Source organism: Arthrobacter sp. IK3 (assembly GCF_051337705.1).
In the GTDB taxonomy this organism is placed as follows: domain Bacteria; phylum Actinomycetota; class Actinomycetes; order Actinomycetales; family Micrococcaceae; genus Arthrobacter_B; species Arthrobacter_B koreensis.
The window spans coordinates 1-25,443 of record NZ_JBPPSW010000015.1 but is presented as its reverse complement, the minus strand read 5'-3'; the positions used below and the strand labels follow the sequence as shown (position 1 = coordinate 25,443).

Sequence of the window (25,443 nt, the reverse complement as noted above, 5' to 3'; positions counted from 1 at the left end):
CTGCTAGCGGGGGACCGGAACGGTGGCGAGGATGCTGCCGAGCACGTCATCAACGCTGACGCCGTCCATCTGGGCTTCGGGGCGCAGCGCCACCCGGTGGCGAAGCGCAGGCAGCGTCAGTGCCTTGACGTCATCCGGGGTGATGAAGGATCGGCCGGACAGCCAGGCCCAGGCCCGTGCGGTGTTCAGCAGGGCCGTGGCACCGCGCGGGGATACTCCGAGCTGGAACGACGGCGCAGAGCGGGTGGCGCGGACAAGGTCCACGATGTAGCCCAGGACTTCGGGGGAGGCATCCACCCTCGCGACGGCCTCCCGGGCCGCCCTGAGATCCTGCTCGCCGGCGACCGGACGCACGCCGGCCGCACTGAGGTTGCGGGGATCGAAACCGCTGCCGTGCCGGCGGATCACTTCGATCTCATCCTCCCTGGAAGGAAGGTCGAGTGTCATCTTCAGCAGGAAGCGGTCCAGCTGTGCCTCCGGCAGGGGATAGGTGCCCTCGTACTCCACGGGGTTCTGGGTCGCAGCCACGAGGAAAGGGTCAGGGAGGTGGCGGGAGACGCCGTCGACCGTGACCTGCCGCTCCTCCATGGCTTCCAGCAGGGATGCCTGGGTCTTCGGAGGAGTCCGGTTGATTTCATCTGCCAGCAGGATGTTGGTGAAGACCGGGCCTTCGCGGAAGCTGAACTCGGACGTGCGCCCGTCATAGATCAGCGATCCCGTCACGTCACCGGGCATGAGGTCCGGGGTGAACTGCACCCGCTTGGTGTCCAGGGACAGCGCGGCGGCCAGGGTCCGGACCAGCAGCGTCTTCGCTACGCCCGGGACGCCCTCCAGGAGTACGTGCCCGCGCGCCAGCAGGGCGATGATCAGGCCGGTCACCGCGGCATCCTGCCCCACCACAGCCTTGGCCACTTCCTGGCGAACGCTGTGCAGGGCCTGCCGTGCGTGTTCTCCCGAGTCCGGCGTATTGGCCTGGACGCTGCCCGCGGCGGTGGGGTTGGAAACCGATGGGTAGTTCTGGGTCATGGTTCGGTGATCTCTTCCTCTAGGTAGGTAAGTTCCTGTGACCAGGCCACCAGATCGCTGTCACTGACGGGCCGGGGCCGATTGAGCAATGAATCGATTTCAGCCGCGGAGCGTCCTGTGCTGCGCGCTGCCGCCTGGACAACGTCGGCGGCAGAGCTGCCGGGGCCCAGCCGGAGGCGGGCGGCCAGGCGCACCATGGTGCCGGCCCGCAGGCTGTCCGCTGCCCGGTCCAGGGCCCGGCTGTCCTGGTACAGCCGGGCACGCCCCTCGGCGGTTTCGGCGGCACGGACAACTACGGGCATGGGTTCCATGGCCAGCGGTCCCAGCCTGCGGCCGCGCCAGAAGGCCGCCAGGGCAGCCACCACCAGCGTCCATGCGAGCAGTGGATCCACCCAGGCCGGGAGGAGGCTGAAGGGACTCGCCGGTGCGTCGCCGGCCGGGATATCCGCCGGTACCGGCAGGTACCAGACCAGTGTCTCGGCACTGCCCAGGGACCACAGTGCCAGGGCAGCGTTCCCGTTCTCGGCAATGGATTCGTTGGCGAGCAGTCCGGTGTACCCCAGGACGGCGGCTGAATGGACTTCGGATTCGGCGAAAAGTCCGGCATCCGGTTCGCTGCTGCCGGTCACGGTGAAGCAGGTTAGGGGGCCTCGGTAGGCGAGTCCTCCCGCGGAGACCGTTCCGGCGGCCTCGGCGGCCGGGGCGGAACAATCGGCGTCGACGGTACCCGCATCTATGACGTCCTGGGGCACCAGGCCGGCCTGCGAGATGTCCGGGGCCAGGGCCATCAACTGCGCGAACGTTGGTTCCACCAGGATGCTCTTTTGGGCTTCGTCCCCGAGTTCGCCGAGCTGCTCGTCGGAGAGGTACTCGTTGGGGTCAAAGAGCAGCAGGGCAGCGCCGCCCTCGCCCAGCAGGCCAAGGGCTTCGGCATAGTCTTCCGCCTCCACCACGTTGACCCCCTGTGCCTGCAGGACACGGACCGCAGCCTGGGCGCCTTCCGGAGCGGCGTTGGAGGCGGAGAGCCTGGCTCGGTCCGCGTCCTGCGACGTGAGCAGGCTCAGCACGACGCCGACAAGAAGGACAAACGAGAGAATGATCCATAGACGCCAGGCGCGCAGCCGGCTCCGCAGGGCGGACGAGGCGGCGGCCGATCCTGCGCTGGTCCGGTCGGTGTGTTCCGGCTGTGCGGACGGAGGAGCGGCGGCGCTCACTTCGGCACCGCCAGGGATGGCAGCGCGGCAGCGCCCGCGCCGGCAGGCTGGGCGCGGAGCAGCCCGGCGTCCAGCTCGGCGGTACGCCGCACGTCGGCCTCAGCCGCTCGGCTGCCGCCGTAACGGATCTCGTCAAAGCGCCGGCTGAGCCAGAGGATTTCTTTCGCTGCGGCCGGGAAAACGGCGGACAGGGCTGCACCTGCCTCATGGGCCGTCCGGCCAGGACGCGGTTCGAGGATGACCCTCTCCTCCGCCGTGCGGAGGATCGCCCGCAGCCGTTCGGTCAGGGCGGTGTCCCAGTCCCCGGCCCCCGCGGCTTCCTCGGACAGCGAGCGGTGGAAAGAAGCATCCTGGTCCGCGCCGGTCTCGTCGAACAGGCCGGCCGGGCTCTTCCGGGCATTCAGCCTCGGGCGGACCACCAGGATCGCCAGGACGAGGATGACCAGGGCGCCGAGGGCAAGCAGAAGGATGCCGGCTGGGGCGCCGACGCCCTGGATGCCTGAAAGGAGCTCCTCGAGGAACTCCAGGATCCGGGCCACTGCCCGTTCCATAAAGCCCGGCTGGGCGTCCTGGTACTCGGCTTTGGAAAGCTCGTCCTGCAGCCAGCGGCGGGCCTGGTCGGCGTCGGGATCCACCGGCACCTCGCGGAGCGGGGGAGCGAAGATCGCTGTCCTCATGCAGCCCTAGGCGGTACCGGTGTACGGGCCCTGGGGCCATTGTCCGGAACCAGCCGGCGGCAGGTTCCTGCCGGGTACGAAATCCGGTCCGGAGGCGGCCGCAATTTCCTGGTCCTTCATCAGGGTCACGTCGAACCCTTCCCGGCGCATCCGCAGGTCAATGTAGAGCAGTGACGTGACGGCCGCCTGGAAGGCGTAGCCGATGGCACCGAAGAAGGCCGAGACGGCGGTGGTGAGCACCAGCACCGGCAGCACGGCGGTCAGATCGTCCGCGCCGGCTTCCGCCGAGCCAAAAGAAGCGAAGAGCGTGATCAGCATGGTGATGGGAGTGCTGATTACAGAAACGATGATGGAGACGATCACGCTGGTCAGCAGGAGGATTCCGAAGGTGCGCCACCAGTTGCCCCGGGTAAGGGCCCAGGACCGTGCGATCGAGGCAAAGACCCCGCGCGGCTCGGCCACCAGGGCAGCAGGTGCCAGGGCCAGCTTCACGGACAGCCACGCGAAGACGGCGACGACGCCGAGGACGCCGACCACCGTCAGGAAAATCCCCAGCGGGCCCAGGAACTCGATGACCAGCACCAGAACGAAGATGAACGCGACTACGCCGAGGGCGGCTGCGGCGAACATCAGCAGGCCGAGTCCGGCCAGCCTGAGCATGGACCCCTTGGCCAGGCGCCAGGTCTGGCCGAAACCGGTCTTGAGGTTCAGGATGGCCCGGGCCACCGGGATCACCAGCAGCCCCTGCATTAGCAGGATCCCGATGGCAGAGACGATGGTCAGGGCCGTTCCACCGGTGAGCGCGGTGGTCCCCAGGGACAGCGCCTGCTCATCGGTCAGCTCGGATTCAAGTCCAATATCGCTGATCGGGGCCAGCAGGGACTGTCCGAAGATAACCGTCAATACCGCGATTACGGCCTGGATGAGCACCGCGATGCCGAAGGTGGCTGCAGGGTTGCGCCGGCAGGCCTGGAAGGCTCCGTCCATGATTTCTCCCAGCCCGAGGGGACGCAGTGGAATGACACCGGGCTTGGGCGGAGCGCTGTACTGGCCCTGGGAATATGGGCCCTGCTGGTAGCCGCCGGGCGCGCCCGGGCCGTATGGGTTGCCGCCGTAGGGGCTGGACCAGCCGGGAGGCGCGGGCTGCCCATAGGGTGGAAGGGGCTGGCCGGGTTGCTGCTGGCCCCACTGTGGCTGCTGTCCCCACTGTGGCTGCTGGGACCAGGGGGCCTGAGGTGGCTGGGACGGCTCGGAGCCGGAGCCGGATCCGGGACGGGACGCGCCGCCGGGCTCTGGTTCGTTGTGATTGTCCTGACTCATGGTTGTCCCCCGCCTCTGTGGTACTTGGTTCTGTTTCTCCTAGTCCGACTATAGTTTCTGGACGCCCTGACCGGGACCCGGCGGGCCGTGGCAAAAATATGCCCTTGGGGATGATAGGGATAACATGGGCTATTCCGGCATGCCTCGTACGTGACTGCCGCATGTCCGGTGAGAGCGCACGTAATGGCGTGGGTGCCGAACAGCCCAGGACGTCGAATGCCCTGGCGGGCGGGAAGTAACGGGGAACAGGAAAGCATGAAGGCACGGATACTGGTCGTAGACGATGACGAAGCGCTGGCCGAAATGATCGGCATTGTTCTTCGCAACGACGGGTTCGACCCCGTTTTCTGTGCAGACGGGGCCCAGGCCCTCGAGGTTTTCCGTGGATCCAAGCCGGATCTTGTGCTTCTGGACCTCATGCTCCCGGGGATGGACGGCATCGAAGTATGCCGCCAGGTTCGGGCAGAGTCAGATGTGCCGATCGTGATGCTGACTGCCAAATCCGACACCGCCGACGTCGTTCGAGGCCTTGAATCCGGCGCAGACGACTACGTTCCCAAGCCGTTCAAACCCGCCGAGCTGGTGGCACGCGTCCGTGCCCGGCTGCGCCCGGTGGACTCAAAGGCGCCCGAGACGCTGTCCATTGGCGAAATCACCATCGACGTTGCCGGCCACTCGGTATCCCGCGGCAGTGAGCGGATTGCGCTTACGCCCCTTGAATTCGATCTCTTGGTAGCTCTGGCCCGGAAGCCCTGGCAGGTCTTCACCCGGGAAATGCTGCTCGAACAGGTCTGGGGCTACCGCCATGCGGCGGACACGCGCCTGGTGAACGTGCATGTTCAGCGCCTGAGGTCCAAAATCGAGCGGGATCCGGAAGCACCTGAAATTGTCCTGACGGTCCGCGGTGTCGGTTATAAAGCCGGCCAAAACTAGGTCCATGCCCTCCACGGAGGAGGGCATCGGCGCGCCGGTTACTCCAAGGGCGCGGGCCAGGGCCCGGATGCTCCGTACCGGAGTACTGCTGCGCCGTGCAGCCAGGCGGGTCCACCGGGCGACCATAGCCAAAATCGCCCTCCGCTGGCGCCGGTCGCTCCAATTCAAGACGGTCCTCGCAACCCTGCTCCTGGTGATCGTGGCCGCCGGCGGCATTGGGGCGTTCCTGTCCCACCAGATCGCCGGCGCCCTTTATGAAGAGCGGCTCACCCAGTTCAAGGCAGAGGCCACATCCGGCCTGAGCAGCGTCAAGGAGAACTTCCGGACGACGGCGGCGACGGACCGGGAAGGAACCGAGCGGCTGGTCTCCAACACCCTGTCGCTGCTGGAGGGACGGGGTGCGGAGACACCTCGCCGGTACCTGCTCGCGCCGCTGCCGGACCAGGAAAACCTCTTCGTGGCAACGCTCGGAGACCGCATCACGGCAGGCAGTATTCCCGGGCCGCTGAGCGATGCCGTGGAAGGACTCGACCCTGACGGGGAAGACGTTGTCCACTGGTCCGCCATGGCCCTGGAGCACGGTGAACCCGGGCTCGCATTCGGTACCAAGGTCACCCTGCCCCCGGACCGGTCCGAATATGCGCTTTACCTGGTCTATGACCTGGACACCATGCAGCAGACCCTCGATGACATCCACCGCATCCTGTGGATTGCCGGCGGGCTGCTCCTGGCGATCATCGGAACCATTGCCTGGGTCGTGACCAAGGCCGGCGTGGGCGCCGTCAGTGCCGCGGCGTCGGTATCGGAGAAGCTCGCGGCCGGTGAACTGCAGGAACGCATGGAGGTCAAGGGCGAAGACGAAGTCGCCCGGCTGGCTGCTTCCTTCAACCACATGGCGGCGACGCTCCAGGACCAGATCACCCAGCTGGCACAGCTCTCCAGGATGCAGCAGGGATTCGTCTCTGACGTGTCGCACGAGCTCCGGACTCCGCTGACCACGGTGCGGATGGCGGCGGAGGTGCTTTACGACGCCAGAGATGGCTTCGACCCCATGTCGAAGCGCTCCACCGAGCTGCTCTACCACCAGGTTGAGCGCTTCCAGGCGCTGCTGGCTGATCTCCTGGAGATCAGCCGCTTCGATGCGGGTGCGGCGGAGCCCGACCTTGAAGCGGCAGACATCCTCGGGATTGTCCGGGACGTCGTGGAAGCCACCGAACCGCTGGCGATCAACAACGGCTCAGAGGTGCGCATCGTCTGCCGGGAGGCTCGGGTAGTGGTCGACGCCGATCCGCGCCGGATCGAACGGATCGTGCGGAACCTCGTGGTGAACGCGCTGGAACACGGCGAAGGCAAACCGGTGGAAATCGCCGTCGCGACGAACGCGGATGCCGTAGGCGTCGCCGTGCGCGACTACGGCATCGGCATGAGCGAGGACGACGCAGCCCGGGTGTTCGACAGGTTCTGGCGGGCTGACCCAGCCCGTGCGCGGACAACCGGCGGCAGCGGGCTTGGGCTGGCGATCGCTGCCGAAGACGCAAGGCTTCACGCCGGGTGGCTCGAAGCGTGGGGCAGCCCCGGCAACGGCGCGTGCTTCCGCCTCACCCTCCCGCGCCGGCACGGTGAGAGTTTTGCCGCGTCGCCGGTTCCTCTCTCGCCGCAGGATACCCCGCTCCCGTCGCCGCCGAAGGCGCTCACCGCCGCCGAATCCGCACAGAGGGAGGACCACAATGCTTAGGGCCCGCAAGCGGCTGGCAGCGGCCGCGGCTTTCCTCTCCGCACTGGTATTCCTGGCCGGCTGCTCGTCCATCCCCACCGTCGGGCCGGTAGGCACGGCGACAGCCAGCGCCGGCGGCAGCTCACTGACGCAGCAGCTCAGCTACAGCCCGCCCGGCCCGGTGGAGGACGATTCTCCACAGGGAATCATCGGGGGCTTCATTGACGCGGGCGTGGGCGCGGGGGAGGACTACACAGCGGCCCGGGAATTCCTGACCCCTGAGCTGGCCTCCTCCTGGGTTCCCAACGAACGCGTCGTGATCTACGGCGCCGACCCCAACATCGTGCCGATGCCGGAACCCAACGTCTTCCAGATCCAGCTCGAAGTGGTTGCGTCCGTTAACGCGCAGGGCATCCGAACCGAGTCGGCCCCCGGGACAACCGAGACCATCCAGGTCCGCCTTGTGCAGCAGGAAGGCCAATGGCGTATCAGCGGCATCCCCAACGGCATCATGATCTCGGATATCACCTTCCCGATCATCTTCCGTGCCCATAATCTCTACTTCTACTCCAGCACCTACCGTTACTGGGTCCCGGACACACGCTGGTTCGTCCAGCGCTCCGGCATGGCGGCGTCCGTCGTCAACGCGATGCTTGCCGGTCCGGCGCCCTACCTGGAAGGGGCCGTCACGAGTGCCTTCCCGGTGGAAACCCAGCTTGCCCGGGAAGCTGTTCCGGTGGTTTCCGGTGTGGCTTCCGTCGACTTCGCGGCGGACGTCCTGGAGGATTCCACGGACCTCAACCGCCAGCAGATGAAACTGCAGCTGGAACAAAACCTCCGCCAGCTCAACAACGTCAACTCCGTAGAGATGACCGTGAACCAGCGGGAAGTCGACCTTGGTCCGCCCAGCAGCGAGCTGGTCCCGGTGGAGGATGATCCCAGGGTGGGGAAGACCCAGATTGGGATCCAGGGCGAGGACATCGTCTTCTTCCGCGACCGGCAGGCCCAGGAGATCAGCAACCTGCCGGACGTTTCCTCGTACGACCCCAGGGAACCGGCAGTGTCCGTCGGAGAGATGGACACCATTGCATTCCTCTCCGGGGACCGCGGAACGCTGCTGGTCACCGGGCCGGATAAGGACGTTGCAACCGTGGCGACCGGCAAGTCCCTCTCCGGGCCAAGCATCGACCCGGAGGGATGGATCTGGTCTGCGTCTGCGCAGGGCGAAGGCAGCCGGCTCATTGCCGTGGGACCGGACCTCGCCGCGTCCACCCAGGCAGGCCTGACCCCCTCCTGGCTGGGAGACATGAAGGTCCGGGACCTCAGGATTTCGCGTGACGGTGCCCGGGCCCTGCTGGTCGTGGAACAGGACGGTGCTTCCCGTGTCCTGATCGCGGGCGTCGTTCGCTCTTCCAGCGGTGCGCCGCAGACCCTGACCACTCCGCTCGAACTGTGGACGTCTGAGCCCGTCGCTACTGCGGTGTGGGTGGGCGAGACGACGGTTGCTGCCCTCCAGCGGGGACAGGACGAGTCGCTGACCCCCGTGATTCTTGACCCCGCGAAGGACAACCAGGAACTGGCCGGCTGGGATGGAAGCTTCAGCATCAGCGGCGGAGACGGTCCGGATGACCTGTTCCTGCAGACGGCTGAGGCTGTGTACAAGAAGCTGGGCAACGGCTGGATCCGCGAAATTGACGGCATTCGGGACCCCGCCTTCCCCGGCTAGCGCTCCAACCCTCCACAGTCGGCGGAGCGTCGTCCAAGGCGCCTCGGTATCCCCATCCGGAGCGTGGCTTTCCGGCCGTATCCCATGCACCGGGAACATGGGCGTATGGCGTATCTCCCGGCCCTGGAGGATTGGCTGGCCGCTCCCGGCCCGGCAGCAGTCCTGGCCGCGTGCCGGGAACTGCGCGCGGTAATTCTGCCGGCAGAATGCGTCGTGTGCGGAGCCGCGGATGAATCGCTGTGCACGGTGTGCCGCATCGCCGTTCGCCATGCCACGCTGCGTCCCTACAACGCGTCAGCCGGGGCCGGAATGCTTCCGGAAGCGGAAAAGGACCCGGGTGCAGCGGCGCGCCTCGGCGCCCCTGAGTACCTGGAACCGGTTTCCCTGCCGGTGACAGCCGCAGGGCGGTACGCGGCGGGACTCTCACGCGTAGTGCTTGCGTGCAAGAACCACGGGCATACCGACCTGCTGGGCATCCTGGCCGAAGCCATGGCACGGGCGCTGCACTCGGCATCGGATTCCCTGCCCACGGGACGTGTGGCACTGGTTCCTGTCCCGGGCAGCTTCCGCGGCCGGACGCGCCGGGGCTACGACCCCCTGGAACTGATCCTGGCCAAGGTACGCCAGCGGGGCCTGCTCCCGGCAGGCATGGAGATCCGCAGCATACTGGGCTATCGACTCGGCGCCGAACTGCTTGCGCTGCGTTCCGGCGCGCAGAAGACCCTGGGCGCGGGCGCCAGGCGCAGGAACGTTCACGGAACAATGACGGCGGGGCATCCGGGGGACCTTCGTGGACTGACTGTCCTGCTTGCAGATGACGTCCTGACTACCGGAGCCACGCTGGCCGAAGCCACCCGTGCCCTGCGTGCGGCCGGGGCGCAGGTGGCCGGAGCTGCCGTCATAGCAGCCGTCCGAGCCCCGGCGCCCCAGGCCCCTCAGGCGACCCGGCAAGAGCCCGGATCAGCACCGGAAATCCGCCGCCCACGGCACGGCCACGGAACAGCGGCCAAAGTCAGAAGGTGAATAAACCTTCCGGGTGATCTAACGTGTTGGGTATGGATTGCTTCAAGAAATGGAGCAGTCCTGCGGCAACGGTCGCGAAGGAAACTGGCAGCGGCCGTTGTTGTGTCACCGAAGAATATTGGAGGGCACCATGGAATTCATGATCAGCGGACGCAACGTTGCAGTATCCGATCGGTTCCGTCAGTACGCCGCCGAAAAGATCGGCAAAGTCGAGAACCTCGGAGACAAGGTGCAGCGGGTAGATGCCCGGGTCACCAAGCATGAAAACGTCCGTGAAGCCGACAGCTCCCTCACCGTGGAATTGACAGTCCTGGGCCGGGGACCGGTGGTCCGCGCCGAGGCATCTTCTGCAGATAAGTTTGCGGCGTTCGACCTCGCTTACGGAAAGCTCATGGAACGCCTGCGCCGCGCAAGCGACCGGCGCAAGGTGCACCGCGGGCGCCACACCCCCGTTCCGGTACGGGTTGCGACTGCCGGGCTGGAACCTGTCAGCACGTCCGAGCCACTGTCTTCCCAGTTCGCAGCAGCTGAAACTGTCCCGGCGGAAAGCAACGATGCCACCGACCAGGACATGCAGACCGGCGATTGCCCGGTCCTGATTCGCCGCAAGGTTTTCCCGGGTGCCCCCATGAGCCTTGACGACGCAGTCGACAACATGGAACTGGTTGGCCATGACTTCTACCTGTTCGTAGACGCCGCCACCGGTGCGCCGTCCGTGGTCTACCGCCGCAGGGGCTGGACCTACGGCGTTATTACCCTTGATTCCAAGTGCACCGAAGGCACCGAGGAAATCCGCGAGGAGATGCGGGGCTACCGCGACGCCGCGCCGGCACAGGACGTGGACGCCGCATCGTAGAGGTGCCGGTGGCCCGGTCCTAGGATGGGTGCATGCCAGCAGCCTTCTCCCTTGACCGGGCACGCCGCACCATCCTCGGCGCCCAGCAGTTAGCCAAACCGCGCCCCGTCCGTCCGACTCCCGGGCAGACGGGCCGCGTTTTTGATGCCCTGGGACTGCTGCAGATCGACTCCGTGAACGTCCTGGCCCGAAGCCACTATCTTCCGCTGTTCACCCGCCTGGGCGCTTACGACCGGGACGTCCTGGACCGGATGGCCAGCCGCCATCCCCGGCGAATGGTTGAGTACTGGGCACACGAAGCCAGCTTTATCCGGCCGGACCTCTTTGCTGACCTGCGCCAGTGGCAGCGCCGGACCTGGATGCGTGCCACGTCCATGCCGGAGGAACCCCGCAGCGAACTGAGTCAGGCCATCCTGGAACTGCTGGACCACAAGCATCCCCTGACAGCCCGCGAAGTGGAGGCAGCCCTCGGCCAGGCCGCCGTCCCCGGTACGAAAGCATGGGGGTGGAACTGGAGCGCATCCAAACAGGTGCTGGAAGACCTTTTTGAACAGGGACTCATCTCTTCTGCCGGACGGGGAACCGCCTTCGAGCGGCTCTACGCTCCGGCCGCCACGGTGCATCCGGACGGCGAGGCGGCACTCGAGCCGGCGGACCGCCGGGAAGCGCTGCTGCGGCTGACAGAGAATTCGGCCCGCTCGCTCGGGCTCGGCACGGCACCGATGCTGGCCGACTACTTCCGCCTGCCGCTGCGCGACACACTCGCCGCCGCACAGCACCTCGCGCGGCAGGGCGAGCTGGAGGAAATCTCGGTAGCAGGCTGGAAGGGTCCCGTCTTTCTGCACCCGGCGGCGACGACCCCCAGGCGCTGCCATGGACGCGGCCTGCTGAGCCCGTTCGATTCGCTGGTATTTGACCGGCGACGGCTCCAGGCAGTTTTTGGTATCCACTACCGGATCGAAATCTACACGCCGGCCCATAAACGGCAGTTCGGCTATTACGTGCTGCCGTTCTTGCTGCGCGAGGCGATCGTGGCCCGGGTAGACCTGAAAGCGGACCGGGCCGGACGGGTTCTTCTGGTCCAGGCAGCGCACGCGGAACCGGGTTCGCCCGCAGATACCGCGGTTGAGCTGGCCGCAGAATTACGGATAATGGCGCAGTGGCTGGGCCTCGCAGAGGTTATGGTAAGTGCTGTGGGCAACCTTGCGCCCGCCCTGAAACTGGCAATCGACCGAGGATGACTCCCGAGCGGGAACCTTGGCGGCCTGCCGGACGTCTCTCACGTAGACTGGGGACGCCAGATTTCGGCAACACTAGATTGGGAGCAAATCAGTGGCATCACTTCTCGAACGAGTTCTTCGCACAGGCGACAAGAAGACGCTGAAAACACTGCGTAACTACGCCGACGCGATCAACGTGCTCGAGGACGAGTTCAAGGGCATGAGCGATGCCGAACTGCGCGCCGAGACAGACAACCTCAAGGAACGCCACGCCGACGGCGAAAGCCTGGATGACCTCCTTCCGGAGGCCTTCGCGCTCGTCCGGGAAGCAGCCAGCCGCACCCTCGGCATGCGCCACTTCGACGTGCAGCTCATGGGCGGTGCTGCCCTTCACCTGGGCAACATCGCGGAAATGAAGACCGGTGAAGGTAAGACCCTGGTGGCCACGGCCCCGGCCTTCCTCAATGCCCTGACCGGCCGCGGCGTGCACGTGGTCACTGTCAACGACTACCTGGCCGAGTACCAGTCCGACCTGATGGGCCGTGTCTTCCGCTTCCTGGGCATGTCCACCGGCTGCATCCTCGCCAACCAGGACCCCGCCACCCGCCGCGAGCAGTACGCCGCGGACATCACCTACGGCACCAACAACGAATTCGGTTTTGACTACCTTCGGGACAACATGGCCTGGAGCGCCAATGAGCTTGTCCAGCGCGGACACCACTTCGCCATCGTCGACGAAGTCGACTCGATCCTCATTGACGAGGCCCGCACCCCGCTGATCATTTCAGGTGCTGCCAGCGGCGACGTCAACCGCTGGTACACCGAGTTCGCCAAGGTGGTCCAGCGGCTGAGCCTCGACGTCGACTACGAGGTCGACGAAAAGAAGCGCACCGTGGGTGTGCTCGAGTCCGGCATCGAAAAGGTCGAGGACTACCTGGGCATCTCCAACCTCTACGAGGCAGCCAACACGCCGCTCATTGGTTTCCTGAACAACGCCATCAAGGCCAAGGAACTTTTCAAACGGGATAAGGACTACGTCATCCTCAAGGGTGAAGTCCTCATTGTCGACGAGCACACCGGCCGTATCCTGGCCGGCCGCCGCTACAACGAGGGCATGCACCAGGCCATCGAGGCGAAGGAAGGGGTGCAGATCAAGGCCGAGAACCAGACCCTGGCTACCGTCACCCTGCAGAACTACTTCCGCCTCTACGAGAAACTGTCCGGCATGACGGGCACGGCCGAAACCGAGGCCGCGGAATTCATGAGCACCTACAAGCTTGGCGTGGTGCCCATCCCCACCAACAAGCCAATGGCCCGCCTGGACCAGTCAGACCTCATCTACAAGAACGAAGTAGCCAAGTTCGATGCCGTCGTAAAGGACATTGCCGAGCGGCACGCGTCCGGGCAGCCCGTGCTGGTCGGTACCACGAGCGTCGAGAAGAGCGAGTACCTTTCCAAGCAGCTGGCGAAGGCCGGGATCCGGCACGAAGTCCTGAACGCCAAGAACCACGCCCGTGAAGCCGCGATCGTGGCGCAGGCCGGCCGCAAGGGTGCGGTGACGGTTGCGACCAACATGGCCGGCCGAGGCACGGACATCATGCTTGGCGGCAACGCTGAGTTCAACGCAGTAGCAGAACTGAGCAGCCGCGGACTTGATCCCGCCGAGAACCCGGAAGCCTATGAAGCCGCCTGGCCCGCGGCCCTGGAAAAGGCACAGGCTGCCGTAGCCGCGGAGCACGATGAAGTCCGTGCCCTGGGTGGCCTCTACGTCCTGGGCACGGAACGGCACGAATCGCGGCGCATCGACAACCAGCTCCGGGGCCGTTCCGGCCGCCAGGGCGACCCCGGTGAGTCTCGGTTCTACCTCTCCCTGACTGACGACCTGATGCGTCTGTTCAACTCCGGTGCAGCTGAGCGCATCATGAACAGCTCCTCCATGCCGGACGACGTTGCCCTTGAATCGAAGCTCGTGTCCAAGGCCATCCAGAACGCGCAGGGCCAAGTGGAGGCACGCAACGCCGAACAGCGGAAGAACGTCCTGAAGTACGACGACGTCCTTAACCGCCAGCGCGAAGCCATCTACGGGGACCGCCGTCGTATCCTGGAGGGCGATGACCTGCAGGAGAAGGTGGGCTTCTTCCTGGAAGACGTCATCACCGCCGTCGTCAATGACGCCACCGCTGAAGGCCACGGCGACGACTGGGATCTTGACACCCTCTGGAAGAACCTGAAGATCGTCTACCCGATCAGCCTGACCATCGACGAAGTCGTTGACGAAGCGGACGGACGGTCCAACCTGACCCGTGATTTCCTGCTCAACGAGATCCTTTCCGATGCCCGCCTGGCCTATCAGGCACGAGAAGACTCCATCGGCTCCGCAGCGATGCGTGAGCTGGAGCGGCGCGTGGTGCTTTCGGTGATCGGCCGCAAGTGGCAGGAACACCTCTACGAGATGGACTACCTCAAGGAGGGCATTGGCCTGCGCGCCATGGCCCAGCGTGACCCCCTGGTGGAGTACCAGCGTGAGGGCTTCGTCATGTTCCAGACCATGATGGAGGCCATCCGTGAGGAGAGTATCCGCTACCTCTTCAACGTCGAGGTTGAGGTCAAGCAGCCTGAAGTTCCCGAGGCCCTCAAGGGCTTGAAGGACGCCCGCGGAATTGTCGGCGGCGGCCCGGTTATCGAGGCGCCCGGGCTCGAAGCCCCCGAGCGGCCGGCCAGCCTGCAGTTCTCCGCCCCCAACAGCCAGGGACAGGTGGAAACCCGGGTGGAGCGCACAGCCGCGGCCAAACCATCGCAGCCCGCGTCCCGGAAGGACGCCCGGCCGGCTGGAAAGAAGAAGCGCCGGAAGTAGTCCTACCCGATTTCAAGGGCGGTAACTTTCCAGAGTCCGCGCCGCTGCTCCAAACGGAGGGCAACGGCGCGGACTCTGTTCGTTTCAGCGGCGGCCACGGCCACCTCGTAAATCCCCTCGGACACCGGGCACACCCGGACCCGTAAGATGCGCACGTTGCGGTGCAGCCGGTCCTGTCCCCGCCCGCGGACCAGGTTGGTTCGCAGCTGCAGGCGCTCAAATTCTTCGAAGTCCAGCCAGCGGGCCAGCTGCTGCAGCGGGCGCACTCCGGCCAGGACCTCCAGGGCTCCCATGGTCACGGATCGGCTGATTGCTTCTATCCGTGCGTCTGACTCGGCGGAACTGGACCAGTTCTTGGGTGCCGGGCCAGCCGGTTCGGATTCCGCCCTGATCACTACCGGGTGCTGCTGGGGGACCACCGGAGGAGCGCCGCCGGGTACGGCACTGAAAAACGGTCGCGGGTCCCCGCTGGCCATCGCCAGCTCCCCGGATGCTTCTCCGGGAGCGGGAAGAATAATCAGGATGCTCATGGGATGTCCTTTCCGTCATGGGCGGCTGGCTAGTAGGTGGCCGGAGACGGAACGACAAGGATTTGCCCCGGCAGCAGGCGATGAGGATCAGGACCAATGACACTGCGGTTCTTCTCGTGCCACGCCGGCCAGTACCGGGCAATCTCGAGGTCGGTTGCCAGCGGGCCAAGCCGGGCGGCAGCGAGATCCCAGAGGGTGTCTCCAGCGGTGACCGTTACAGTGCCTCCGATCTGAGCCGGCATCCGCGTTTCACCGGGCATCAGCAGCGATCCCGGCACCGGGCCCGGGGAAGGTTTCCAGGCCGGGTTCACGGCGGCATTCGTGCGATTGGAGTCAGCCGGTCCGGACGGCACGCTGCGGTCCAGCGCTGCCGGAGGCCGCGCGGCCTCTCCCTCCAGTTGCCATGCGGGATCAGCTGCCGGGGAGGAAGCGCCGGAGCTCGGAGCCGCGGTGGAGGTGACCTGGACCGGTGGTGCCGCCAGGGCCGGTAGGGGAGCCACGGCCAGCTGTACGCCGAGGGCGGCTGCCGCGAGTCGTTTGAGGAATCCGGGGCTCAGCCGCCCGATGAAGCGCGCTGAACGGAAGTTCCCGGCTCGCAGGAGGGCAGCTGACAGGAAAGCTGCTCCCAGCCCGACAGTCCACCACGCCAGCACCAGCAGGCCTGCCCACCCGGCCATCAGACCGGCAGCGGCCTGAAGATCCGTGGTCGAGCGGAAACCTTCCCCTGGGGCGAGTGCAGGGCCGCGCAGGGTCAGGCCAGCCCACAGCATCAGGGCGCCGGAGGCAGCGGCTGCTGATGCCAGGAACGCGTCCTCCAGCGTCCTGCGCCGTCGTGCTTTGTGTGCTGCCATAGCCGCCTCCGCGTTGTTCCTGATGGTGGTGTTTGATGCCATTTGATGTGAATCAAAGTTTTTGAGCCCGTTTGGTGCTCTTTACTAGCGACTGACGACGTGCCTGTCCAGAGTGGTGCGGAAAGATTGTGGACGTTAGCCTTGCCCGATGAGGTGGGAGGCGCTGTTCGCGGACCTGGAGGCGCAGCTGGCCGCTGCCGGTCAGGCGGGCCTGGACGCCGAGATTGCTGACCGTCAGCGTGGCGAACTGGCGGGGTTGGACCTGGCAGCCAGGCTGCGGGCGCAGTACGGCAAGACACTGCGGGTCCACCTCGGACTGTCCGGAGGCCCGCTTACGGGCACCCTTGGCCGGCTGGGAGCGGACTGGTTCCTGCTCGACTCGGCGTCCGGTTCGCATGTGGCGGCGCTGGGCGCGGTGCAGATGATCGAAGGCATCGACCGTTATGCGGACTTATCCGTTCCGGCGGTCCAGCTGCCGCTGGCCTCCGCACTGCGCGGCCTGGCCCGGGACCGTTACCCGGTGGACCTGCACCTGCGCGGCAGGCCTACTGCCCTGCACGGCAGCATCGACCGGGTCGGCAGGAACTTCCTTGAATTTGCGGTGCTGGAACCTGGGGAGCATAGGAGACGCGAGAACGTTGCCTCTGTGACTGTGGTGCCCTTTGCCGGGATCGCGGCCGTGAGCTCGTCTACCCGGTAGGAACCATCGTCCCGGGGAGGGATGTTATGCCTCTGCGGCCTCGTCCTGGGGGAGGGCGGCCCTCGCTGCCTCGGCACGCCGGTACGCACCGGCTATGTACTCCTCAAGCTTGGCGTTCTCGACCCGCCACTGGCCCCGCCCGCCTACCTGGATTGCGGGAAGCTCGCCGGAGCGGACCAGCGCATACGTCTGAGAGGAAGATATGTTCAGGACCTCGCCCACGTCAGCGAGCGTGAGGAACCTTTTCTCCACCATGGCGCACCATCAAACCCTTTCCGGCACTGTGCCGCTGCTGACCTAGTCTGCCATCTGTTCGGGCTGGACGTCCTTTATCCACAAAATACGTACCCCACCCGTTTCATTACCGCAGATTGAGGGACACAATGACCTCCAGCACTCCGCGGGGAGGCGGAGCAAACCTAGGGGGATCAATGAGTCTCAAGACTGCTGCGCCGGACGCACCCGCACCGCGCCTGAAAAAACCATCCTGGAAGGACCCGCGGCTGCTGCTCGGACTGCTGCTGGTCCTGGCCTCAGTCGCCGGAGTGAGCGCGCTGGTTGCCAGCCAGGACCAGACCACCCAGGTCCTGGCTGCCTCACATGAGATACCGGTTGGATCAGTGCTGGAAGAAGACGACTTCGACGTAGTGCAGGTGTCCCTTGGCGGACTGGTCGGCACCTATGTGTCCGCGGCGGACTCGTTCCCGGAAAACGCCGTGGCCGGAACCATCATCCGCCCGGGCGAGCTGCTGTCACGGGCCGACCTCGTGCAGGCGGGAGACCTCGACCGAAAGCCCCTGGGACTCGACGTCCAGGCACCGCTGCCCAGCGGCATCCGCGCCGGAGACCGGGTGGATGTCTGGGCTTCCCTTCCGGATGGGCAGAACGGGTACGCTGAACCGCGCCGGCTCCTGACTGCGGCAGAGATTTCCGAGCTCTCCGTCAACGAATCGGTCATCGCGGGCGCTGATGCCACCCGCCTGCTGGTCCTGGTCGAGGACGAAGACCTTCCGGCCCTCCTTGGCGCCCTGTCCAATCAGGCGAAGATCGCCGTCGTCCCCAACCCTGCAGCCCGATGAGCGCCATTCCGGTAATCACCTCCGGCAGCGGCACGGCCGAGTTGGTACAGGGACTTGAACGCCTGCAGGGTCCGGTCACGGTGATCCGCCGCTGCAGCGAACTTTCGGAGCTGATCGCGGCCTGCCAAAGCGGTCTGGCCAGGGCCGCCCTTGTTGAGGACGACGCCGGGGAGCTCACTGCCAGCCTTGCGGACCGTGTTGCCGCGGCGGGTGTCGCCCTGGTGGTCCTGGCTGATGACCCGGATGCCCGGAACAGGCTGGACCGGCTGGGCGTGCGGCATGCCTCCCGGGACCTCGATTCCCCGGCGCTCGCGGAGCTAGTGGCAGCAGCCGTTCTGGCCATGGAGTCACGGGGTCAGGGGCCTGGAGAACGTTCCTCCCTGGCAGATCCGGCTGAGGGCCTGCGGCACTGGGAACTGAGCGGGGAATCCGGTGGAGCCGGGTCTGACGAGAAGCCGCTGCGGCAAGGAAGCCTGGTTGCTGTCTGGGGCCCCGCAGGCGGCCCCGGCCGCACCACGCTGGCGCTGAACCTCGCCGCCGAGGCAGCGGCCGCGGGCAGCGAAGTACTGCTGGTGGACGCAGACACCTACGCACCCAGCATCGCTGCGGTCCTTGGGATTACCGACGAATCGGCCGGCCTTGCGCAGGCGTGCCGCTTGGCGGAACAGGGGATGCTGGAGCCGGCGGCGCTGAAAGGAACTGCCGTGCGGGTGCGGCTCAAGAGCGGCCGGCTGCGGGTACTGACCGGGATCACGCGCTCCGACCGCTGGCTGGAGATCCGCGGAACAGCATTGGCGCGGGTACTGGCGCAGTCCCGAAGCATCGCGGACATCACGGTGGTGGACTGCGGCTTCAGTCTCGAGGCGGATGAGGAACTGAGCTTCGACACCATGGCACCCCGCCGGAATGCTGCAACACTCGTGGCGCTGGAAGCCGCTGACACCGTCTACGCTGTCGGAGCTGCCGATCCGGTAGGCGTTCCCCGGCTGGTGCGCGCGCTCGCAGAACTTGAAAGCGCCGTTCCCTCGGCGTCGCCGCTGGTGGTTTTGAACAAGGTGCGGCGCTCTGCCGCCGGGCGGGCCCCGGAACGCCAGCTCAGCGAAGCATGGGAGCGTTTCGGCCCCGGTCGGATTAGCGCGTTCCTGCCCGCGGACTGGGATGCCGCCGACGCGTCGCTCCTGGCGGGGTCAGCGCTGCTGGAAGCGGCTCCCGGATCCGCCCTTCGCGCGGCAATCGCGGCACTGGCGAACGTCCCCGCAGACGGCAGCCCCAAACGGAGGCGGAGGCGCGCGGCAGCCACGAAGTGACCTTTTCTTTGCCAAGGGGATAGGCTCGTAGCAAACGGGCCGCAAAGGGGCGGCCGGTACTAAGCGGCGAATTTCGGAGGCGTATTAAATGTCGTCTGGATCCAACACCACGGATCTTTCCAGCTCGGATATCTCCCTTGAGGATTTCATCGGGAATTACTACGAGCATCTGGCGGCTGAAGACGCCGCACTCTACCCTCCACAGGCACTGCGGGAACGCGCCGAGGCGCACCGGGCGCTGGCGTGGACCCGTGCCGAAGGCACCGCTGCGGTAGATGTCTTCGACCAGGGCGACGCCAGTGTGATCCTCATCGTCACCGATGACATGCCGTTCCTCGTTGATTCGGTCACCGCCGAGATTGTCCGGCAGAACAGCGGCATCCGGCTGATGGTTCATCCCACCTTCCTGGCTACCCGCCACCGCGACAGTGACACACTGCAGCAGGTGAAGCGGGTTCCGAACGCAGCCGGCATCTCCAGCGGGGACACCGCTGCCCTGCCTGACATCTCAGGTCTGCTGGGCAACGGCGACCACACCACGCGCATTGAGTCCTGGATCGCCGTCGAAGTTCCGCGCCTGAGCGATGAGAACCGCCGCAGGGAGATGGTCAACGGACTGATTCGGGTCCTGGACGACGTCCGCGTGGCCGTGAAGGACTGGTCCGGTATGCGGGCCAAGGTCCATGAAATCGCGGCTGAACTCGCCGCTGCCGGGCATGGCATCCCTGACCTGCAGCAGGCACGCGAGCTGCTCACCTGGCTTGACGACGGCAACTTTACGTTCCTCGGGTACCGCGAATATGACCTGCTCAACGAGGACGGCGAAGACGTACTCCGTGCTTCCTCGAAGACCGGCCTGGGACTGCTGCGCCGGGGTTCAGAGGCCGGCAAGGTCCAGCACCTGACCAAGGCAGGCAGGGCAAAGGCGCGCGAGAAGCGGGCCCTCGTGATCACCAAGGCAAACTCACGCTCCACCGTGCACCGCGCGGCGTACTTCGACTACATCGGCGTCAAGCGGTTCGACGCCGAAGGCAACGTCACCGGTGAACGGCGTTTCATCGGCCTGTTCGCCACCGGGGCCTACACCGGATCCGTCCGGGACGTTCCGATCCTGCGCGACAAGGTCAAGGAAGTCATCCGCAGGGCAGGCTTCCCCGCAGACTCGCATTCGGGCAAGGACCTGCTCTCCATCCTTGAGACCTTCCCGCGCGACGAACTCTTCCAGATCGACGTCGACGGCCTGCTGGAAACGGCCCAGGGCATCCTCCGCCTCCAGGAACGGCGCCGCACGCGGCTCTTCCTTCGCCCGGATGTCTACGGACGCTTTATGTCCGCGCTGGTTTTCCTCCCGCGCGACCGTTACACCACCTCGGTCCGCCTGCGGATCCAGGACGAACTGCGGTCAACATTCAACGCTGACTCCATTGACTACGAGGCACGCCTGACCGAATCGGCGCTCGCCCGGCTGTTCTTCCGGATTCGGCTGCCCAAGGGTGTCGAGATCACGGACGTGGATGCAGCTGCGCTGGAACAGCGGCTGGTCAACGCCACCCGCTCCTGGTCAGAGGGCATTGACGAGGTGCTGCGCGGCACGTTCGACCGGGTCCAGGCGGAAGAGCTCTCTGACCTGTGGGGCGACGCGTTCCCCATGGACTACCGCGTGGGCTACGAGGTCGAGGACGCACTTGCGGACATTGCCCGGTTCGAAGACCGGATCCAGAACCCCGAAACAGCGCCGGAACTGTTCGTCTACCTGCCGGCCCGCAGCGGCGAGAATGCCGACAGCGCCGACGCACGGCTGAAGCTGTACCTGCTGGAACCGAAGTCCCTGACCCAGATCCTTCCGTTCCTGCACAACCTGGGACTTGAGGTGCTGGACGAACGTCCGTTCGAGATCCGCCGGCGGGACGGCGTCGAGCTGTTCCTCTACGACCTCGGCCTGCGCTACGGAGCCGGCGTGGATCCGCTTGAAACCGGAACCCTCCTCGCAGACGCTTTCCGCGCGGGCATCTCCGGCGCCAGCGAGTCGGACGCCCTGGACCGCCTCATCCTGGGCCAGGGCCTGGGCTGGCGGGAAGTGGTGATGTTCCGCAGCTACGCCAAGTACATGCGCCAGATGGGCAACACCAACTCCTACGGTTTCATCGCGGATACACTGCTGGCCAACCCCCGGGTTACCGGTGCGCTTGGCCGGATGTTCCGGGCCCGGTTCGATCCGGCTCTCGAAGAGTCCGCACGCGAGACGGAAATGGAAGCAGCGCGCACCGAACTGGACGCCGGCCTGGAGCAGGTTCCGACCCTGGACGCGGACCGTGTGCTGCGGACGTTCGCCAACCTCATCGAGGCGACGCTGCGCACCAATTTCTACCAGGACAAGGCGTACGTCAGCCACAAGCTCAACACGGCTGTGATCGACGGCGCTCCGTTCCCGCGACCCAAGTATGAGATCTGGGTCTACTCGCCGCGCGTCGAGGGCGTGCACCTGCGCTTCGGCGAGGTGGCCCGCGGCGGCTTGCGCTGGTCTGACCGGCGCGAGGACTTCCGGACCGAGATCCTGGGTCTGGTCAAGGCCCAGACGGTCAAGAACGCCGTCATCGTTCCCACCGGAGCCAAGGGCGGTTTCTACGCCAAGCAGCTTCCGGACCCGGCGAAGGACCGCGGCGCCTGGATGGAAGAGGGCAAGGAAAGCTACCGCACGTTCATCCGCGGCCTGCTGGACATCACTGACAATTTGGTGGTCACCGAAGACGGCGAGCAGGTCCGCCCGCCGGAGAACGTGGTGCGGCACGACGGCGATGACAGCTACCTGGTGGTCGCTGCGGACAAGGGCACGGCTTCCTTCTCCGACATCGCCAACGCCCTTTCCGCAGAATACGGTTTCTGGCTCGGCGATGCCTTCGCGTCCGGCGGATCCGTGGGCTATGACCACAAGGCCATGGGCATCACTGCCCGCGGAGCCTGGGAATCGGTGAAGCGGCACTTCAGCGAACTCGGCGTCGACACCCAGAATGAGGACTTCACAGCCGTGGGCGTGGGCGACATGGGCGGCGACGTGTTCGGCAACGGCATGCTGCTTTCCGAGCACATACGGCTTGTTGCCGCGTTCGACCACCGGCACGTCTTCCTTGACCCGAACCCCGACGCAGCGCAGTCCCACGCTGAACGGCGGCGGCTCTTTGAGCTGCCCCGCTCCTCCTGGGCCGACTACGACGAGAACCTCATCAGCGAAGGCGGCGGAGTGTTCCCGCGGCAGTCCAAGAGCATCCCCATCAGCGCGCAAGTACGGGAGATCCTGGGGCTAGAGTCCGGCGTTACCCGGCTGAGCCCGCCGGAGCTGCTTCGCGCCATCCTCAAGGCGCCGGTCGACCTGCTCTACAACGGCGGCATCGGCACCTACATCAAGGCATCCACCGAGACCAACGCCGAAGTGGGGGACAAAGCCAACGACGCGATCCGCATCGACGGCCGGGATGTCCGGGCCAAGGTCATCGGTGAAGGCGGCAACCTCGGCATGACGCAGCGCGGCCGCATCGAGGCTGCCCTGTCCGGCGTCATCCTCAACACCGACGCTATCGACAACTCGGCCGGTGTGGACTGCTCCGACCATGAAGTCAACATCAAGATCTTCGTTGACCGCATGGTCGCCGCCGGCAGGCTGGACGCCTCCGAGCGTTCAGAGTTCCTGCACTCCATGACGGACGAGGTTGGCCGCCTGGTGCTGCAGGACAACATTGACCAGAACATGCTGCTGCTCAACGACCGCCAGCGCGTCATTGAGTGGAGCCCAAGCTTCGAGCGGCTCATGGACTGGCTGGAGGAAAACGCCGGCCTGGACCGTGCCCTGGAAGCGCTGCCCACCAAGGACGAACTGAGGGCACGGGTCGCCGAGGGACAGGGCCTGACCGCCCCGGAACTCTCCGTCCTGGCTGCCTACGCCAAGATTGAGCTGACCCGCGCGCTCACCGCGTCGGACCTGGCGGACGACCCGTATTTCCGCGGCACGCTGCGCCGGTACTTCCCGAAGCAGCTGGTGGAGCGCTTTGATGACCAGCTGGATACCCATCCGCTGCGGCGCGAGATCATCTCCACCATGGTCGCCAACGACATGATCAACATTGGCGGAATCACCTTCGCCTTCCGGGTGATGGAAGAGACCTCCGCCAGCGAGGCGACGGTTGCCCGTGCCTTCAGCGCTCTGCGGGAGATCTACGCGATTGACGACGTCGTTGCGGCACTGGGTGAATTGCCCGCCAGCTTCCCAACGGAAACCTGGACCACCATCCACCTGGACATGCGCCGCCTGCTGGATCGCGCCGTTCGCTGGTTCGTGAACCACGTTGGACGCGGCAGCTCCATCGACGAGGACATCCAGGCCTTCAAACCGATCGTCGAGCCGCTGCGGAAGGACCTCATGCGCTTTATGCGCGGTACCGACCGCGAGCGGGTGGAAGCAGCGCTCGAGAAGGCGTCCGGCTGGGACGTACCCAAGGACCTTGGCACGTACTGGGCCGAACAGTTCGAGAGCTACGGCCTGCTCGACGTCGCCCTCGCAACCCGGCAGGTCGAGGAACCGGCCGAGAACATCGCCGCCGTCTACTACGCGGTCTATGACCGCTACGGGATCGACGATCTGCTGGAGCGGATCACCAAGCTCCCGCGCGGGGACCGCTGGCAGGCACTGGCCCGCGCAGCGCTGCGTGATGACCTGTACTCCACGGTTGCGGACATGACCGTCGCGGCGCTGCAGGCCACGCCGGCCATGCAGGGCGAGGATCCGGTATCCCGGGTGGAGGCCTGGGAGCAGGAAAACGCAGACAACCTCGAGCGCGCAACCAAGATGTTCGCCGAGGTCAACCAGCTCGAGCAGGATGACATGGCATCACTCTCCGTTGCCCTGCGGCTGCTTCGCTCGATCGTAAGGCGCTAACGGACTTCCGCTATGGCAATATTCACCGATCCGATCAAGGACCATGCGGACTTCGGTCCGGGCGACGCCGAGTGGCTGCACCTGCTGGTGGGGGACTGGCAGCTGGTGGCAGACCTCGCGTTCGCTGACCTGGCGTTGTGGTTCCCGCTGCCGGAGGGCACCTACGTGGCGCTGGCCCATGCCCGCCCCTCGACGTCGCACACCGTGTTCCACAGCGACTTCGTAGGAGAGCGCATCCGCGCCGACCTGCAGCCGCTGGTGGATAAGGCCTGGAAGTCGCAGACCATCGAGCGTTCCAGCGAGACGAACTGGACCACCGAGACTGCCATGCGGGTGGAAGCGATTCCGTTCGTGCGCAACGGGCGCACGCTCGCCGTCGTCACGTCCCACATGGACCTCTCCAGTTCCAGGATGCCGTCCCGCCTTGAACTCACCTACCGGCAGTGTGCCTACGACCTGCTCCGGATGGGAACGCTGGGCCTGTGGCCTGACTTCGCCACCCCCACGGGTTCGCGCCGCGGCGCACCCCGTGTTGGTGACGGACTGATCCGGCTCGATGCCCAGGGCGTAGTGCAGTACGCCAGTCCCAACGGTGTTTCCGCCTTCCGCCGCCTGGGCGACATGGAGACGCTCGAGGGAAGGCCGCTTGCCGAGATTACGACGGCGCTGCTCAAGGACCGAAGGATGGTGGACGAAACGCTGCCGCTGGTAGTCACCGGGCGGATGCCGTGGCGCACCGAGATCGAATCCCGGGGCGTGAGCCTCTCCTTGCGGGCCATCCCGCTGCGCGATGAGAAGGAGCGGTTCGGTGCGCTGGTGCTGTGCCGCGATGTGTCCGAGCTGCGCCGCCGGGAGATGGAACTGGTGTCGAAGGACGCCACGATCCGCGAGATCCACCACCGGGTGAAGAACAACCTGCAGACGGTAGCCGCCCTGCTGCGCATGCAGTCGCGGCGGATGGAGAGCGAAGAGGGAAAGCTTGGCCTGGCCCAGGCAATGCGGCGCGTGTCCACGATCGCGCTGGTTCACGAAACCCTCTCACAGGGGCTGACGCAGAACGTCGACTTCGACGAGCTCATCGATCGGCAGTTCCGGCTCTCGGCCGAGGTGGCATCCCCTTCGCAGGCGGTGCGTACGGAACGCCAGGGAACGTTCGGCGAGCTTCCCAGCGACCTGGCGACTCCTCTCGCACTGGTGATCAACGAGCTGGTGACCAACGCCGTCGAACATGGACTGGCAGGCAAGGAAAACGGCACGGTGTGGTTGAACGCCGAACGGCATCTCGGAGCAGACGGCGGGGAAAACCTCACGGTGACCGTTTCGGATGACGGTATTGGCCTGCCGCCGGAACCCCGCAGGGAAGGACTAGGCCTGCAGATTGTGCGGACCCTCGTCCAGAGCGAACTCGACGGAACTATCCTCTGGACTCCGCGTCCGGGCGGTGGCACCGAAGTGGGGATTGAAATGGCCCTTGATGGTTCCCGGC

General features: G+C 66.0%; 19 protein-coding genes. 12 read left to right on the top strand and 7 right to left on the bottom strand.

Features of this window, described 5'->3' with window-relative positions; all coding sequences use genetic code 11:
* Positions 1-3: 3 nt before the first annotated feature.
* The 4 genes from ACSLGO_RS17180 to ACSLGO_RS17165 are packed head-to-tail and all read right to left on the bottom strand — an operon-like array spanning position 4 to position 4,237.
* Positions 4-1,026 carry an AAA family ATPase gene (locus ACSLGO_RS17180; RefSeq protein ID WP_277664836.1) on the bottom strand — a complete coding sequence of 341 codons (1,023 nt, stop codon included), beginning with the start codon at positions 1,024-1,026 and terminating at the stop codon, positions 4-6.
* On the bottom strand, positions 1,023-2,240 hold the full coding sequence (locus ACSLGO_RS17175; protein ID WP_436401560.1) for a DUF4350 domain-containing protein: 1,218 nt from the start codon (positions 2,238-2,240) through the stop codon (positions 1,023-1,025). Before ACSLGO_RS17175 ends, ACSLGO_RS17180 begins: the two co-directional genes overlap by 4 nt.
* A complete protein-coding gene (locus ACSLGO_RS17170; protein ID WP_436401559.1) occupies positions 2,237-2,917 on the bottom strand; it encodes a DUF4129 domain-containing protein in 681 nt (226 codons plus the stop codon). Before ACSLGO_RS17170 ends, ACSLGO_RS17175 begins: the two co-directional genes overlap by 4 nt.
* 6 nt (positions 2,918-2,923) lie before the next feature.
* Entirely contained in the window at positions 2,924-4,237 is a 1,314-nt protein-coding gene (locus tag ACSLGO_RS17165; RefSeq protein WP_436401558.1) for a hypothetical protein, read from the bottom strand.
* 255 nt (positions 4,238-4,492) lie between these two features.
* On the opposite strand from ACSLGO_RS17165, the gene mtrA reads away from it, so the two are divergent.
* The 7 genes from mtrA (at position 4,493) to secA (ending at position 14,563) form a co-directional block, all read left to right on the top strand.
* Complete coding sequence (mtrA, locus tag ACSLGO_RS17160) at positions 4,493-5,170, top strand: MtrAB system response regulator MtrA (protein ID WP_091603171.1); 678 nt, start codon at positions 4,493-4,495, stop codon at positions 5,168-5,170.
* Positions 5,171-5,174: 4 nt separating this feature from the next.
* The gene (mtrB, locus tag ACSLGO_RS17155; RefSeq protein ID WP_325787656.1) at positions 5,175-6,905 is read left to right on the top strand and encodes an MtrAB system histidine kinase MtrB; all 1,731 of its coding nucleotides are present in this window, start codon (positions 5,175-5,177) and stop codon (positions 6,903-6,905) included.
* Complete coding sequence (locus ACSLGO_RS17150; RefSeq protein ID WP_091603178.1) at positions 6,898-8,610, top strand: LpqB family beta-propeller domain-containing protein; 1,713 nt, start codon at positions 6,898-6,900, stop codon at positions 8,608-8,610. Before mtrB ends, ACSLGO_RS17150 begins: the two co-directional genes overlap by 8 nt.
* Positions 8,611-8,715: 105 nt before the next feature.
* On the top strand, positions 8,716-9,633 hold the full coding sequence (locus ACSLGO_RS17145; RefSeq protein ID WP_436401557.1) for a ComF family protein: 918 nt from the start codon (positions 8,716-8,718) through the stop codon (positions 9,631-9,633).
* A gap of 130 nt (positions 9,634-9,763) precedes the next feature.
* A complete protein-coding gene (gene hpf / locus ACSLGO_RS17140; protein WP_325787657.1) occupies positions 9,764-10,489 on the top strand; it encodes a ribosome hibernation-promoting factor, HPF/YfiA family in 726 nt (241 codons plus the stop codon).
* 32 nt (positions 10,490-10,521) lie between these two features.
* Positions 10,522-11,730: a winged helix-turn-helix domain-containing protein gene (locus ACSLGO_RS17135; RefSeq protein ID WP_377955660.1), complete on the top strand. Its 1,209-nt coding sequence runs from the start codon at positions 10,522-10,524 to the stop codon at positions 11,728-11,730.
* Positions 11,731-11,821: 91 nt separating this feature from the next.
* Positions 11,822-14,563: a preprotein translocase subunit SecA gene (gene secA, locus ACSLGO_RS17130; RefSeq protein ID WP_091603189.1), complete on the top strand. Its 2,742-nt coding sequence runs from the start codon at positions 11,822-11,824 to the stop codon at positions 14,561-14,563.
* 2 nt (positions 14,564-14,565) lie between these two features.
* On the opposite strand, the gene ACSLGO_RS17125 is transcribed toward secA, so the two are convergent.
* Positions 14,566-15,093, bottom strand: coding sequence for an Rv3235 family protein (locus ACSLGO_RS17125; protein ID WP_325787659.1), 528 nt, complete (start codon positions 15,091-15,093; stop codon positions 14,566-14,568).
* Positions 15,094-15,122: 29 nt separating this feature from the next.
* Positions 15,123-15,986 (bottom strand): LysM peptidoglycan-binding domain-containing protein, encoded by an 864-nt coding sequence (locus ACSLGO_RS17120; RefSeq protein WP_436401556.1) that lies wholly within the window; start codon positions 15,984-15,986, stop codon positions 15,123-15,125.
* Between the two features lie 106 nt (positions 15,987-16,092).
* Between ACSLGO_RS17120 and ACSLGO_RS17115 the strand changes: the two genes are divergently transcribed.
* A complete protein-coding gene (locus ACSLGO_RS17115) occupies positions 16,093-16,644 on the top strand; it encodes a hypothetical protein (protein ID WP_377955664.1) in 552 nt (183 codons plus the stop codon).
* Positions 16,645-16,668: 24 nt separating this feature from the next.
* On the opposite strand, the gene ACSLGO_RS17110 is transcribed toward ACSLGO_RS17115, so the two are convergent.
* On the bottom strand, positions 16,669-16,899 hold the full coding sequence (locus tag ACSLGO_RS17110; RefSeq protein ID WP_218054927.1) for a helix-turn-helix domain-containing protein: 231 nt from the start codon (positions 16,897-16,899) through the stop codon (positions 16,669-16,671).
* A 176-nt stretch (positions 16,900-17,075) separates the two neighbouring features.
* Between ACSLGO_RS17110 and ACSLGO_RS17105 the strand changes: the two genes are divergently transcribed.
* From ACSLGO_RS17105 to ACSLGO_RS17090, 4 genes are all read left to right on the top strand, one after another.
* Positions 17,076-17,723 (top strand): SAF domain-containing protein, encoded by a 648-nt coding sequence (locus ACSLGO_RS17105; RefSeq protein ID WP_377955665.1) that lies wholly within the window; start codon positions 17,076-17,078, stop codon positions 17,721-17,723.
* Positions 17,720-19,030: an AAA family ATPase gene (locus tag ACSLGO_RS17100; protein ID WP_436401555.1), complete on the top strand. Its 1,311-nt coding sequence runs from the start codon at positions 17,720-17,722 to the stop codon at positions 19,028-19,030. The genes ACSLGO_RS17105 and ACSLGO_RS17100 overlap by 4 nt, the downstream gene beginning before the upstream one ends.
* A gap of 88 nt (positions 19,031-19,118) precedes the next feature.
* The gene (locus ACSLGO_RS17095) at positions 19,119-23,957 is read left to right on the top strand and encodes an NAD-glutamate dehydrogenase (RefSeq protein WP_436401554.1); all 4,839 of its coding nucleotides are present in this window, start codon (positions 19,119-19,121) and stop codon (positions 23,955-23,957) included.
* A gap of 12 nt (positions 23,958-23,969) precedes the next feature.
* Positions 23,970-25,443 (top strand): sensor histidine kinase (locus ACSLGO_RS17090; protein ID WP_436401553.1); only part of this gene is annotated, 1,474 nt, incomplete at its 3' end.

Bases quoted from the DNA above. Each gene is read 5' to 3' on its own strand.
- ACSLGO_RS17180 (WP_277664836.1), bottom strand. From the start codon at position 1,026: ATGACCCAGAACTACCCATCGGTTTCCAACCCCACCGCCGCGGGCAGC.
- ACSLGO_RS17170 (WP_436401559.1), bottom strand. From the start codon at position 2,917: ATGAGGACAGCGATCTTCGCTCCCCCGCTCCGCGAGGTGCCGGTGGAT.
- ACSLGO_RS17165 (WP_436401558.1), bottom strand. From the start codon at position 4,237: ATGAGTCAGGACAATCACAACGAACCAGAGCCCGGCGGCGCGTCCCGT.
- mtrA (WP_091603171.1), top strand. From the start codon at position 4,493: ATGAAGGCACGGATACTGGTCGTAGACGATGACGAAGCGCTGGCCGAA.
- mtrB (WP_325787656.1), top strand. From the start codon at position 5,175: ATGCCCTCCACGGAGGAGGGCATCGGCGCGCCGGTTACTCCAAGGGCG.
- ACSLGO_RS17150 (WP_091603178.1), top strand. From the start codon at position 6,898: ATGCTTAGGGCCCGCAAGCGGCTGGCAGCGGCCGCGGCTTTCCTCTCC.
- ACSLGO_RS17145 (WP_436401557.1), top strand. From the start codon at position 8,716: ATGGCGTATCTCCCGGCCCTGGAGGATTGGCTGGCCGCTCCCGGCCCG.
- hpf (WP_325787657.1), top strand. From the start codon at position 9,764: ATGGAATTCATGATCAGCGGACGCAACGTTGCAGTATCCGATCGGTTC.
- ACSLGO_RS17135 (WP_377955660.1), top strand. From the start codon at position 10,522: ATGCCAGCAGCCTTCTCCCTTGACCGGGCACGCCGCACCATCCTCGGC.
- ACSLGO_RS17125 (WP_325787659.1), bottom strand. From the start codon at position 15,093: ATGAGCATCCTGATTATTCTTCCCGCTCCCGGAGAAGCATCCGGGGAG.
- ACSLGO_RS17120 (WP_436401556.1), bottom strand. From the start codon at position 15,986: ATGGCATCAAACACCACCATCAGGAACAACGCGGAGGCGGCTATGGCA.
- ACSLGO_RS17115 (WP_377955664.1), top strand. From the start codon at position 16,093: ATGAGGTGGGAGGCGCTGTTCGCGGACCTGGAGGCGCAGCTGGCCGCT.
- ACSLGO_RS17110 (WP_218054927.1), bottom strand. From the start codon at position 16,899: ATGGTGGAGAAAAGGTTCCTCACGCTCGCTGACGTGGGCGAGGTCCTG.
- ACSLGO_RS17105 (WP_377955665.1), top strand. From the start codon at position 17,076: ATGAGTCTCAAGACTGCTGCGCCGGACGCACCCGCACCGCGCCTGAAA.
- ACSLGO_RS17100 (WP_436401555.1), top strand. From the start codon at position 17,720: ATGAGCGCCATTCCGGTAATCACCTCCGGCAGCGGCACGGCCGAGTTG.
- ACSLGO_RS17095 (WP_436401554.1), top strand. From the start codon at position 19,119: ATGTCGTCTGGATCCAACACCACGGATCTTTCCAGCTCGGATATCTCC.